Source organism: Microbacterium sp. NPDC055665, assembly GCF_053618035.1.
Genome location: NZ_JBSHGY010000012.1, coordinates 17053 through 29350 on the forward strand (window position 1 = coordinate 17053; position 12298 = coordinate 29350).

Genomic DNA, 12298 nt, shown 5'->3' on the forward strand with positions numbered 1-12298 from the left:
AGCGCCGCAGGCCCTGCACGGGCGGCATCCGCGCGTCAGTCGAGCGGCGGCAGCGCCGGCAGGTCGGCCGCGATCAGCAGCACCCTCTCGGCCGCGGCGTGACCCGCGGAGAGGCGTGCGGCGAGGTCGGCGCCGTCGAGGGTCGCCGCCAGGAAGCCGGAGGCGAAAGCATCGCCGGCGCCGACCGGCTCGACCACTTCCACCACGGGAGCGGGGACGAACACCGGCTCGGCATCGCCGTCGAACGCGGTCGCGCCGACGTCGCCGTCCTTGACGATGAGGAGTGCGCAGTTCGGCAGGAAGGCGCGGATCTCCGCCGGGGTCACGGTTCCCCAGATGCGTTCGGCCTCGTCGCGTCCGACGAAGGTGATGTCGGCGGCGTCGGCCAGTCGTGCGAGGGTCTCGGCCGCGTCCTCCCGGCTCCACAGCGGGCGGCGGTCGTTCACGTCGAAGGAGACGAGGGCACCGGCCGTGCGTGCGTCGATGAAGAGACGGTCCACCATCTCGCGGCAGGATGCGGAGAGCGCGGGCGTGATCCCGGTGGTGTGCACGATGCGCACGCCCTCGAGCCGCTCTGTCGGCAGGAACCCCGCCTCCATGTGCGAGGCCGCGGAGCCTCGGCGGTAGTAGTAGACGGAGGAGGACTCGACGCCCGGATCCTTGAACATCACGCCGGTGGGGGTGGCGTCGTCGCGCTCGACCCACAGTTCCACGCCGCGACGATCGAGCTCCGACGCGATGCGGTCGCCGAGCGGATCGGCGCCGAGGCGGGAGGCCCAGGCCACGCGGTGCCCGGTCGCGGCGACCCCGGCGGAGACGTTCGACTCGGCGCCGGCGATGCCGATCGTCGCGTGACCGGCTGTCGCGAGTGCGGCGTCGGTCGGTGTGATCAGCGCCATGGTCTCGCCGATGCAGACGATCTCGGGTGCGGAGCCGGGGGTGGAGGTGGAGCTCATGAGGGGGTGACCGCCAGGGGTTCGGTGTCGGGATGCGGGCTCGCGTCGCGATGACGCAGGTCGGGGAAGGAACGGACGAAGACGATGGAGACGAGCAGGCCGACCGCGGCGAAGATCGTGGCGGCGAGGTAGGCGCCGCGCCAGTCGCTGACGTCGACGAGGAAACCGGCGACGGCGGATCCTGCCGCCGCGCCGATGAGCTGCCCGGTGCCGGCCCAGCCGAAGGCTTCAGCGGTCTCGCTGAACTTCACGCTCGCCGAGGTGATGGCGAAGAGCACGGCGAGGGCGGGGGCGATGCCGATGCCGGCGAGGATCAGGGTGCCGCCCAGCCAGAACACGTTGAGCATGACCATCGTGAGGCCGAGCCCGATCGTGACGATCAGCAGGCGGCGCGCCATGGCCCACGGCCCGATCGGGATGTGGCCGAACGCCAGGCCGCCGGCCAGGCTCCCCGCCGAGAAAACGGCGAGCACGAGTCCGGCGGCGAGGCTGCCGTGCTCGAAGGTCGCGACGACGCCCACCTCCACCGCGGAACAGGCCCCGATCAGCAGGAAGCCGATCACCGTGGCCAGCAGCACGGGAGGTTTGAGGACCACCTTGCCGAGCGCATTCCGGCTGCGCGGGATGCGCACCCGGCCGACCTCGGGGGAGAGGATGAACCAGGCGCCGCCGCCGACGAGGATGATCGCCACCAGCAGCAGGCCCTCCGGCGTGCCGATCTGGGTGGAGACCAGGGTGATGACGACCGGCGCCAGCACCCAGATGATCTCCTGCAGCGAGGCGTCGAGGGAGAACAGCGGAGTGAGGTTCGAGGAGTTGACGAGCTTCGGGTAGATCGTGCGGACGGCGGCCTGCACGGGGGGAGTGGAGAGCCCCGCGACCATGCCGAGTACCATGTAGCCGGGTACGTCGAGCGGAAGCAGCGCGAGTCCGAGCACGGCGACGACGCAGACTGAGAGGGTGAGGGTGAGCACCCGCCGCATGCCCCAGACGCCCATCCACCGGCTCGTGATCGGGCCGGCGACGGCCTGCCCGACGCTGGTCGCGGCGAGGACGAGTCCGGCGGAGCCGTACGATCCGGTCTGCTGCTCGACGTGCAGCAGGATCGCGAGGGACATCATCCCGTTGGGGAAGCGCGCGGTCAGCTGAGCCGCGATCATGCGCGCCACTCCGGGCGTGCGAAGAAGGTCCCGATATCCCGCCACCAGACAACGGTACCGGGCCTCGAGGGTGGTCGTGGAAGACGGGGTGCGACGACACGCCCGCGACACGCCGAAGGTCCGATTCCACAGGAAACGAAATGTCCGAGGGGCGTCGTAGCGTGCCCCCTGTGGATGGATCGCTCACAGGGGCTTCCCAGCCGCGATTTCTCGGGGTTCGGGAGCCACGCGAAGGGGTCTCGGCCTGTGGAAGAAACGGTGGAGAACCTGTGTTGTATCTGTAGAGAACGGTGGATAACTACACGGATGTAACTACTACCCCTTGTGGTCGCCCCCAATGTCGGTCCCCATATGTAGTATTGAAGTCCCGGCAGGGGGTCTACCGGGAAAACGCCTGATTAGCAGCAGGCCAGAGATTTGAGGGGTTACGAAAAGATGTCGATCACGGTCTACACAAAGCCTTCCTGCGTTCAGTGCAACGCCACCTACCGCGCCCTCGATGCCAAGGGCATCGAGTACGAGATCCTCGACCTTTCCGAGGACCCGACGGCGCTCGAGCAGGTCAAGGCGCTCGGCTACCTGCAGGCACCCGTCGTCGTCACCGACGAGGGCCACTGGTCGGGCTTCCGTCCCGACAAGATCGACGAGCTCGCCTCCCGTCTGGCGTGATCCTTCGGCGTCGCTCAGGAACCGGGGTGAATCATGCACCTAGTCGCGACCGCAGCGCCGCTCCTGATCTACTTCTCGAGCGTGTCGGGTAACACTGCGCGCTTCATAGAGAAACTCGGACTCCCGTCCCGACGCATCCCCCTCCACCGCCACGAAGAAGATCTCGTCATCGACGAGCCTTTCGTGCTGGTCACCCCCACCTACGGCGGGGGTGCGGGGCGCGGCGTCGAGAAGGGCGCCGTCCCCAAACAGGTGATCCGGTTTCTCAACGACGAGCGCAACCGGCGCCACATCCGCGGAGTGATCTCCGCGGGCAACACCAACTTCGGCGATGCGTTCTGCCTCGCCGGTGACATCATCAGCCGCAAGTGCCACGTGCCTCACTTGTATCGGCTCGAGATCTTCGGCACACAAGACGATGTGGATCGCGTGAGCGACGGATTGGAACGACGGTGGCAGCTTCAGTGACCGAGACAGTGGCATTCAAGGCGAACCCCTCCTACGAGGGTCTCGACTATCACGCCCTCAACGCGATGCTCAACCTGTACGACGCGAACGGGAAGATCCAGTTCGACGCCGACAAGCGCGCCGCGCGGGAGTACTTCCTGCAGCACGTGAACCAGAACACGGTGTTCTTCCACTCGCTCAAGGAGCGTCTGGACTACCTCGTGGAGAAGGAGTACTACGAGGGCGCCGTCATCGAGAAGTACTCGATGGAGTTCATCCAGAAGCTCAACGACCTCGCCTACGGCAAGAAGTTCCGCTTCGAGACGTTCCTCGGGGCGTTCAAGTACTACACGAGCTACACGCTGAAGACCTTCGACGGCAAGCGCTACCTCGAGCGCTTCGAGGACCGCGTCGTCATGACCGCCCTCGGTCTCGCCGACGGCGACGAGAAGCTCGCCGTCGCCCTCGTCGAGGAGATCATCTCCGGCCGCTTCCAGCCGGCCACCCCGACCTTCCTCAATGCCGGCAAGGCACAGCGCGGCGAGCTCGTCAGCTGCTTCCTGCTGCGCATCGAAGACAACATGGAGTCGATCGCCCGCGGCATCAACTCCGCGCTGCAGCTCTCCAAGCGCGGTGGCGGTGTGGCGCTGCTGCTCTCGAACATCCGCGAGTCGGGTGCGCCCATCAAGCAGATCGAGAACCAGTCCTCGGGCATCATCCCCGTGATGAAGCTCCTCGAAGACAGCTTCAGCTACGCCAACCAGCTCGGTGCCCGTCAGGGTGCGGGCGCGGTGTACCTCAACGCCCACCACCCCGACATCATGCGCTTCCTCGACACCAAGCGTGAGAACGCCGACGAGAAGATCCGCATCAAGACGCTGTCGCTCGGTGTCGTGGTTCCCGACATCACGTTCGAGCTCGCCAAGAACGACGAGGACATGTACCTGTTCTCGCCGTACGACGTAGAGAAGGTCTACGGCGTGCCGTTCGGCGACATCTCGGTCACCGAGAAGTACCGCGAGATGGTCGATGACCCGCGCATCAAGAAGACCAAGATCAACGCGCGCGAGTTCTTCCAGACCGTCGCCGAGATCCAGTTCGAGTCCGGCTACCCGTACGTCATGTTCGAAGACACGGTGAACAAGGCCAACCCGATCAAGGGCCGGATCAACATGTCCAACCTCTGCAGCGAGATCCTGCAGGTGAACACACCGACCACGTACAACGACGACCTGTCGTACGACAACATCGGCAAGGACATCTCCTGCAACCTCGGCTCGATGAACATCGCGCTGTCGATGGATGCCGACGACCTCGGCCAGACCGTCGAGACGGCCATCCGCGCCCTCACCGCGGTCAGCGACCAGAGCCACATCGGCTCTGTGCGCTCGATCGAGGACGGCAACGACCGCTCGCACGCCATCGGCCTCGGCCAGATGAACCTGCACGGATACCTCGCTCGCGAGCACGTGTACTACGGCTCCGAAGAGGGCATCGACTTCACGAACATCTACTTCTACACGGTGCTCTTCCACGCGCTGCGTGCGTCGAACAACCTCGCCATCGAGCGCGGCACCACGTTCGACGGGTTCGAGGACTCGAAGTACGCGTCGGGGGAGTTCTTCGACAAGTACATCGACCAGGCGTGGGTCCCCGCGACCGAGAAGGTCAAGGAGCTCTTCGCCGGCAAGCACATCCCGACGCAGGACGACTGGGCCGAGCTGAAGGCGTCGATCCAGAAGCACGGCATCTACAACCAGAACCTGCAGGCCGTCCCGCCGACCGGCTCGATCTCGTACATCAACAACTCCACGTCGTCGATCCACCCGATCGCGTCGAAGATCGAGATCCGCAAGGAAGGCAAGCTCGGTCGCGTCTACTACCCGGCGGCGTTCATGACGAACGACAACCTGGAGTACTACCAGGACGCATACGAGATCGGCTACGAGAAGGTCATCGACACCTACGCGGCTGCCACGCAGCACGTCGACCAGGGTCTGTCGCTGACGCTGTTCTTCAAGGACACCGCCACCACGCGTGACATCAACAAGGCGCAGATCTACGCATGGCGCAAGGGCATCAAGACGATCTACTACATCCGCCTGCGTCAGCTGGCGCTCGAGGGCACCGACATGGCCGAGTGCGTCTCGTGCATGCTCTGACACTTCGACAGGCTCAGTGACCCAGGATTCAAGGACGACGAAGATAATGACTCCCGAAAGACTCAAGCTGGTCTCCAGCGTGCAGGCGATCAACTGGAACCGCATCCAGGACGACAAGGACCTCGAGGTCTGGAACCGTCTGGTGAACAACTTCTGGCTGCCGGAGAAGGTGCCGCTGTCCAACGACGTGCAGTCGTGGAACACGCTCACCCCCGACGAGCAGCTGCTCACCATGCGGGTGTTCACCGGTCTCACCCTGCTCGACACGATCCAGGGCACCGTGGGTGCGGTGTCGCTGATCCCCGACGCGATCACGCCTCACGAAGAGGCCGTGTACACGAACATCGCGTTCATGGAGTCGGTGCACGCGAAGAGCTACTCCTCGATCTTCTCGACGCTCGCGTCGACGAAGGAGATCGACGAGGCGTTCCGCTGGTCGACGGAGAATCCGAACCTTCAGAAGAAGGCTCAGATCATCATGGACTACTACCAGGGAGACGACCCGCTCAAGCGCAAGGTGGCCTCCACCCTGCTGGAGTCGTTCCTCTTCTACTCGGGGTTCTACCTGCCGATCTACTGGTCGTCGAAGGCGAAGCTGACGAACACGGCCGACCTGATCCGCCTCATCATCCGTGACGAGGCCGTGCACGGGTACTACATCGGCTACAAGTTCCAGAAGGGGCTCGAGAACGAGACCCAGGAGCGCCGCGATGAGCTCAAGGACTACACGTTCTCGCTCATGTACGAGCTCTACGACAACGAGGTGCAGTACACGCAGGACCTCTACGACGGCGTCGGTCTGACCGAAGACGTGAAGAAGTTCCTGCACTACAACGCCAACAAGGCCCTCATGAACCTGGGCTACGAGGCGATGTTCCCCTCCAGCGTCACGAACGTGAATCCGGCGATCCTGTCGGCGCTCTCGCCGAACGCCGACGAGAACCACGACTTCTTCTCGGGGTCGGGCTCGTCGTACGTCATCGGCAAGGCCGAGGCCACGGAAGACGACGACTGGGACTTCTGAGAGTCGCCGGCGGACATCCGCTGCATGACGACAGCCCCCGGCCACTTGCAAACGAGCGAGTGGCCGGGGGCTATCGCGTGTGCTGAAGTCCGAGTTCAGCGACGGCTGATGTCGTCGGACACCCATAGAATTCGGGAATGCGCACGCACCGAAGCCGCCCTGCAGAGCCATGCCCCTGACGCGCGAGATGCTCCTCCACGAGATGGAGGCGACCCTCGACCGTATCGGCGTCGGCATGAGCGAGTGGCCAGAGGGGGTCGACGTCAAGAAGTTGTCACCGCGGGATCAACTCGTGGCCCTGCTGCTGATCATGGATATCAGCCCCACGCGGGTGAACGGGTGGCCGTTCCGGTCAGCGGAAGACAAGATCGTGACCTCCCTGCCGCGGAAGACCCTGCCCTGGGACTCTGACACCGCGGTGTTCGCCCTGCAGGCGGCGCTGAAGGTCGATTGCATGAACTACATCTGCGGGCCGGCGCTGCGGGGCGCGGAGAAGGCGATGGCGGCCGGCCACGTCGGCCCCGCCCTGTACGAGGCGATCGACGCCTGCGCGACCCACCTCGCGGGCCTCATGCACGGGCGGTTCGCGCCGCGCTGGAACGTCGACAAAGACCTCAAAACGGCCAATCGGCTGCTGGCCTCCTTCCTCCCACCGGGTGTGCTCGACCTGACAGCTGTCCAGGATGGAGACGAATGGGCGGAACGGGCGCGGCAGCTGGCCCGTGCCCATCCCGTGGACGACGTGGAGCCCTTGGTGCGTCATCTCGCGCTCCTCGGGCACAAGGCGCCGTCCCAGACGTGGCAGCGACAGGTGCAGGAGGTGCTGCGTCCGGCGACCGCCCGTCTCCTCGTCGCGGAGTGGGTCGGTGCCGCTCGGGAGGCCGAGGTTGCCGCCGACGGACATCTCTACGCGCCCTCGAACGAAGATCTGATCCGGGCAACGGTGATCGCCGCGCGAGCGCTGCCCGCAACCGAGGTGCCCTCGGAGATGCTGGGAGCCTTGGTTCGGCAAGGCGCCGAGACGCGACCTCCCTCCACTGAGTCCCTGGCGCTCCGCGTGGCCAGTGCCGCCGTGGACACGCTCGCGCAGCGCGCCGCCGAGAGCGACCTGGCCGAGTTGGAACGGCTCCTCGACGACATCTCCCGCCGCGATCTTCTGAAGCGGATCGGCGCAGCGCTCGGACCCGGAGCCGTCGCACGCGCCGAGAAGCGCGACGCCGACCTCAAGAAGGAGAAGGCCGCGGCCGTGCGGGCGAAGGCGAGTCCCATCCCGAAGCTTCTGCGTGCTGAGGTGGATCGCCTGCTGGACGAACGCGTGAACGGCACGATGCGCGAGCTGGGCTTCCGCAAGTCCGGCCGTACCTGGCGTCGATGGGTGGATGCGCGTGTGGAGCTCGTGGACTTCTACTCCAGTGACCTCTACATGAGTGTGCAGTACGGGGTCCTGTTCGAAGGACTGCACCCCGAGGATGGCCCGGCGCCGCAGCGCGACCCGAAGCGGGTCAAGCCCTTCGAGCTCGACCTGCTCGTGTCCGAGACCGGGTGGTTTGCCGAGGAGGACGTCCTCGACCTGCTCGCCGAACGCGTGCGCACGGAGATCGTCCCGTTCCTGGAGCGCTGCGGCGACCGCACCGCGCTCTTCGAGCTGCTGCTGCACGGGGTGGGTCTGCCGCCGGTGCTCCACCGCGGGGATCCGCGGTTCCGCGACACGGACTACTCGGTGTCGCTGCGCAATCGACCAGCTCAATCGGGTCTCGCGCTCGGAGCACTCGCCTGCATCGACGGCGATCGTGCCGGAGCGGAGAGCTGGCTCGACGCGGCAGATCGGCAGGTCGATCCTCTCAGCCACCATGCCACGAAATCCGAGATCGACTACTGGCGGGAGCGCACTGCCGCTCTGCCCGCGCCGTAGCGTCCAGATCGATGACGGAGAACACCCCCGCCACGACCACCCCCACCGACGCCCGCGCGCGCAGGACCGTGACCCAGAAGCTGGTGCGCAACCCGCTCCTCTGGGGTGCGGTGCTTCTGCTCGCCGCCATCGGCTTCACGCTCGCCGGCGACGATCTGAGCTTCTTCCCCTTCCTGCTCATGCTGGTCGGTGGCTGGTGCTTCGGCTTCGCGTTCGTGAACGCGACATTCGACATGGAGCCCGCTCGCAACGGTGCCATCCTCCATACCGCCGTGGCCGTCGTCCTGGGCGCGCTCGTCGTGTCGGTGATCGAGTTCGGGGGAGACCTGCTCGACCCGTTCCCCGATGCTGTTCGCGGTGTCGCCGTGGTGCTGCAGATGGCGGCGATCCCCGCAGTCGGATGGATCTGGCTCGGGCTGCTCAGCCGGGTCACGGATCTCTTCACTCGGCGCGACGGGAAGAAGCGACCGCTTCCGGTGGCCCCGGGCTGGGAACGTGAGGAGAGCGGAGACGGGTCGATCGTGCGCTTCCCCGCCATCGAGCTCCGAATGCGCACTCTCACCCAGGCGATCGTGGCGATCGTCGTGGTCTTCGGGCTTCTCGGCGTCGTCGCGCTGATCGCGCTCGATGACATCGCGATGCGAATGGGGCCGCGGATCGCCGTCATCCTCTTGGGGATCGTCATCGGGCTGCCCGTGTACCTGGCGTTCACCGCGATCCTGCGTCGCCGCACGGAAGCATGCACGGTCGCGTTCGGCAACGATGAGCTTCGAGTCCGCGTGGGCACCACTGTCCACACGATCCCGTTCCGCGACCTGGAGTTCCTGCGCTGGCGGACCCGCAGCGACTACGCGCGTGTCGAGGTGCGCGGCGCCGGTGCGGATCTGTCTCTGGTCGCCGGGCTCGCGAAGCCGCCGCGCGGTCTCTCCGCGGAGCTTCCCGCGTTGCCGAAGCGGGTCCACCGACGACTCGAACTCGCCGGACTCGCGCTCGAGAAGTCGCGCCGGGACGAGGTCGTCACCTTCCGCCGGTGATCCGATCGGGCCGAGCGTCGGTGGCCCGTGCCATCATCCGAGCATGGAATCCCTCCGGCTCCGGCTCTGGTCCGAGAACGACATCGAGCTGCTGCACGCCGCGAACACCCCGGCGATGACGGCTCATCTGAACGGCCCGGAGACCGAGGAGCAGGTCGTCGAACGCCAGGCACGCTATCTGCGACTCGTGGCGTCGGGTGAGGCGCGGATGTTCGTGATCGAAGACGACGCGGGGGCGTCGCTCGGTTCGATCGGGTACTGGCGCATGGACTGGCGGAAGGAGCCCGCGCTGGAGACCGGCTGGTTCGTCCGACCCGAGGCGCAGGGGCGCGGGGTGGCATCGAACGCCCTCGCACTGCTCGTCGACGACGCCCGCGAACATCGAGGGGACCGGCGGTTCCTGACGGCATTCCCCGGCGTCGACAACCCGGCGTCCAACGGCGTCTGCCGCCGGAACGGCTTCGCCCTGGTCGGCACGTTCACCGAAGAGTTCCGCGGAGCAGAGCTGACCGTGAACGAGTGGGTGCTCGACCTCACGGCGTGATCGAGATCATCCCGCCGGATACTCCTGCGCCTTGAGCAGCCGGGCGAGGTGCGCCGCGTTCCGCGCTGCCGTCCCGATCGCCGACTCGACCTTCTCCGGGGTCTCGTCGAGATCTTTGTAGTCGGTGGTGTGCATCGCCTCCCCGTTCCAGTAGACCGAGCCCTGGGCCGGGATGGTGAATCCGACGTCGTTCAGCGATTGGAAGAGGATCGCCGCGATGTGATGTGCCCCGTCTTCGTTGCCGACGATGCCCGCGATGGCGACCTTGTCGAAGAGGGTGGGGCGGCCGCGGGCGTCGGTCTCGCCGAGCTCGGCGTCGAGCCGTTCGAGCACGCGCTGCGCGACGCTGGAATGCTGTCCCATCCACGTGGGAGTGGCGAACACGAGGATGTCGGCGTCGAGGATGCGTCGTCGCACGCTCGGCCACTCGTCGCCGTCACCCATGTCCTTCTGCACTCCGGGGCTGATCGACAGGTCGACGGCGCGGACCAGGTCGCCCGTGATGCCGTGACCGGCGAGGGCGTCGAGCAGTTGGGTCGCGAGGAGGTCGGAACTCGAGGAGGCGGGCGACGGCTTCAGCGTGCAGGAGACGGCGACCGCGGTCAGTGGTGTCTTCATGCTCCGAGCAGACCAGACGACGAAGAACGTGCACAGGGGGTTTCCGAGTCCGGGCTATCCTGGTAGACGGCACCGACGACAGGAGATCCCGTGATCCTCAGCTTCCTCTTCTTCATGATCCTCTTCATCGGAGGCATCCTGCTGATGGGCATCTCGTTCGGGCTGCCGGCCCTCAACGCGCTCGCCTTCTGCGGCGGCCTCCTGCTCGTCACGCTGGCGATGGCGTTCATGCTCCGTCAGGGCGGCTCGGCGACCCGCCGGTCGAACAACTGGTCGGGCAACGCCACCGAGTGATCCGTCGCGGTCGACGCCTCCGCGACGCCGGCCGCTCAACGTCGTTTGGCGAGCCTCGCCTCGAGGTTGGCCTTCACTGCGGGCCACTCCGGCTCGATGATCGAGTACTCCACGCTGTCGCGCAGCGCCCCGTTGCGATAGCGGCTCATGGCCCGCATCACTCCGTCTTGCTTGGCGCCGAGCCGCTCGATCGCCGTGCGCGACTGGAAGTTGACCCACTGCGTGGTCAGGCCGACACGGAATACTCCGAGCGTCTCGAAGGCGTGCTGGAGCAGGAGGAGCTTGGACTCCGCGTTCGTGCCCGTGCCGTGCGCGGATGGACGGTTCCAGGTGTAGCCGATGTGGAGACGCGGAACGTCGGCGACGATGTCGTAGTACGAGGTGAGTCCGAGAACGCGTCCGTCGGCACCGAAGGCGGTGAAGGGGACCATCTCGCCCTTCTCGATGAGCGAGATCCGCCGATCGACCTCGGCCGCCATGCCGTCGGGGGCCGGAACCGATGTGTACCAGGCCGTCTTCCACAGGTCGCCCTCCTGCGCCGCGTCGACGAGGCCGTCGACGTGCGAGCGTTCGAGCGGGCGGAGTTCGACGAGTTCGCCGGTGAGGGTGACGGGGGTGGGGGTGACGAGGAAGGCCATGACGGTATTCAACCAGCGACGGGCACGGCCCCCTGCCGCAGCAGCTGCTGATAGGCGATCACCAGCTCGATCGTGACCCCCAACTCGAAGGCCAGACTGGCGAGGTGAGGCCCGCGGAGCTCTTCCGCCTCGGCGTAGGCCTCCGGGGTGATCAGCCGACACGCGGCCCATTCGTCGGCCTGGCGCTCCTGCTGCGCGCGAACCATGGGCAGGCGAGCCGGGGTGTGCCCGAACCGGGCGTGCCCGAGCTCATGCGCGAGCACGCTGCGCGTCGTGCGCGCGCTCATGCCCGGGCTGAGGCGGATCGTGCGCGTCATCGGATCGAAGCCGCCGCGCGTGCGGCCGGGGCGCTCGACGATGCGCAGGCTCTGTTCCTCGGCGAGGTGCAGAAGCTCGTCCATAGCTCTCCTCCTCACCGTGCCCGCCGGCATCGTGCGACGCGGCTAGTCGTAGAGGTCGTCCGTGTCCGAGTCGTGCGACGTGCGGGATTCGAAAGCGACCTCGCGGGTATCTTCTCGTGGACCGGCGACATCGGGGGTGGGGCGGATCGGAGTGATGCGCGCGGTCGTCTCGCCGTCTGCTCTGAGACGTTCCTCCGCGCGGGCGAAGAGGACGTGGGGCTCGAGACCGAGAGCGTCGCAGACCGAGTACACGACCGGGACGGGGATGGCGCGCTTGCCGGTGACGTAGTTGTCCAGGGCGCTGCGTGCGATGCCGATGGTCCGCGCCATCGCCGCGATGCTGCTCCTTGACGCGGCGATCTCCGCGCGGATCTGACGCCCCACGGCGTCGTTGAACTCCTCGGCAGGTGTCTTCACCCGGCTCACGATAGCAGCGCGT

14 protein-coding genes are annotated in these 12298 nt (G+C 66.6%); 8 read left to right on the forward strand and 6 right to left on the reverse strand.

Annotated elements, in window-relative coordinates:
• Window positions 1–35: 35 nt before the first annotated feature.
• Both ACWGO6_RS17320 and ACWGO6_RS17325 read right to left on the reverse strand, forming a co-directional pair.
• Window positions 36–956, reverse strand: a complete 921-nt coding sequence (locus ACWGO6_RS17320) for a sugar kinase (RefSeq protein WP_136041437.1) — start codon at window positions 954–956, stop codon at window positions 36–38.
• The gene (locus ACWGO6_RS17325) at window positions 953–2161 is read right to left on the reverse strand and encodes an MFS transporter (protein WP_205820262.1); all 1209 of its coding nucleotides are present in this window, start codon (window positions 2159–2161) and stop codon (window positions 953–955) included. Before ACWGO6_RS17325 ends, ACWGO6_RS17320 begins: the two co-directional genes overlap by 4 nt.
• A gap of 390 nt (window positions 2162–2551) precedes the next feature.
• Here ACWGO6_RS17325 and nrdH point away from each other — a divergent pair, with 390 nt between their 5' ends.
• The 7 genes from nrdH (at window position 2552) to ACWGO6_RS17360 (ending at window position 9908) form a co-directional block, all read left to right on the forward strand.
• Window positions 2552–2785 (forward strand): glutaredoxin-like protein NrdH, encoded by a 234-nt coding sequence (nrdH, locus tag ACWGO6_RS17330; RefSeq protein WP_028503264.1) that lies wholly within the window; start codon window positions 2552–2554, stop codon window positions 2783–2785.
• A 33-nt stretch (window positions 2786–2818) separates the two neighbouring features.
• On the forward strand, window positions 2819–3253 hold the full coding sequence (gene nrdI / locus ACWGO6_RS17335; RefSeq protein WP_136041436.1) for a class Ib ribonucleoside-diphosphate reductase assembly flavoprotein NrdI: 435 nt from the start codon (window positions 2819–2821) through the stop codon (window positions 3251–3253).
• Window positions 3250–5394, forward strand: coding sequence for a class 1b ribonucleoside-diphosphate reductase subunit alpha (gene nrdE, locus ACWGO6_RS17340; RefSeq protein ID WP_021199955.1), 2145 nt, complete (start codon window positions 3250–3252; stop codon window positions 5392–5394). The genes nrdI and nrdE overlap by 4 nt, the downstream gene beginning before the upstream one ends.
• Before the next feature lie 46 nt (window positions 5395–5440).
• Window positions 5441–6418 (forward strand): class 1b ribonucleoside-diphosphate reductase subunit beta, encoded by a 978-nt coding sequence (nrdF, locus tag ACWGO6_RS17345; RefSeq protein WP_017828866.1) that lies wholly within the window; start codon window positions 5441–5443, stop codon window positions 6416–6418.
• 169 nt (window positions 6419–6587) lie between these two features.
• Complete coding sequence (locus tag ACWGO6_RS17350) at window positions 6588–8330, forward strand: hypothetical protein (protein WP_452327439.1); 1743 nt, start codon at window positions 6588–6590, stop codon at window positions 8328–8330.
• Window positions 8331–8341: 11 nt separating this feature from the next.
• Window positions 8342–9364 carry a hypothetical protein gene (locus ACWGO6_RS17355; RefSeq protein WP_452327440.1) on the forward strand — a complete coding sequence of 341 codons (1023 nt, stop codon included), beginning with the start codon at window positions 8342–8344 and terminating at the stop codon, window positions 9362–9364.
• Between the two features lie 43 nt (window positions 9365–9407).
• The gene (locus tag ACWGO6_RS17360) at window positions 9408–9908 is read left to right on the forward strand and encodes a GNAT family N-acetyltransferase (RefSeq protein ID WP_168429559.1); all 501 of its coding nucleotides are present in this window, start codon (window positions 9408–9410) and stop codon (window positions 9906–9908) included.
• 6 nt (window positions 9909–9914) lie between these two features.
• On the opposite strand, the gene ACWGO6_RS17365 is transcribed toward ACWGO6_RS17360, so the two are convergent.
• Entirely contained in the window at window positions 9915–10526 is a 612-nt protein-coding gene (locus ACWGO6_RS17365; RefSeq protein WP_136041433.1) for a flavodoxin family protein, read from the reverse strand.
• A 90-nt stretch (window positions 10527–10616) separates the two neighbouring features.
• On the opposite strand from ACWGO6_RS17365, the gene ACWGO6_RS17370 reads away from it, so the two are divergent.
• The gene (locus ACWGO6_RS17370; RefSeq protein WP_136041432.1) at window positions 10617–10820 is read left to right on the forward strand and encodes a hypothetical protein; all 204 of its coding nucleotides are present in this window, start codon (window positions 10617–10619) and stop codon (window positions 10818–10820) included.
• Window positions 10821–10855: 35 nt separating this feature from the next.
• On the opposite strand, the gene ACWGO6_RS17375 is transcribed toward ACWGO6_RS17370, so the two are convergent.
• Genes ACWGO6_RS17375 through ACWGO6_RS17385 form a run of 3 tightly spaced genes read right to left on the reverse strand, consistent with a single transcriptional unit; the run spans window position 10856 to window position 12276 of the window.
• On the reverse strand, window positions 10856–11458 hold the full coding sequence (locus ACWGO6_RS17375; protein ID WP_136041431.1) for a GNAT family N-acetyltransferase: 603 nt from the start codon (window positions 11456–11458) through the stop codon (window positions 10856–10858).
• 8 nt (window positions 11459–11466) lie between these two features.
• On the reverse strand, window positions 11467–11859 hold the full coding sequence (locus tag ACWGO6_RS17380) for an ImmA/IrrE family metallo-endopeptidase (protein ID WP_452327441.1): 393 nt from the start codon (window positions 11857–11859) through the stop codon (window positions 11467–11469).
• A 42-nt stretch (window positions 11860–11901) separates the two neighbouring features.
• Window positions 11902–12276 (reverse strand): helix-turn-helix domain-containing protein, encoded by a 375-nt coding sequence (locus ACWGO6_RS17385; protein WP_240745025.1) that lies wholly within the window; start codon window positions 12274–12276, stop codon window positions 11902–11904.
• Window positions 12277–12298: the final 22 nt, after the last annotated feature.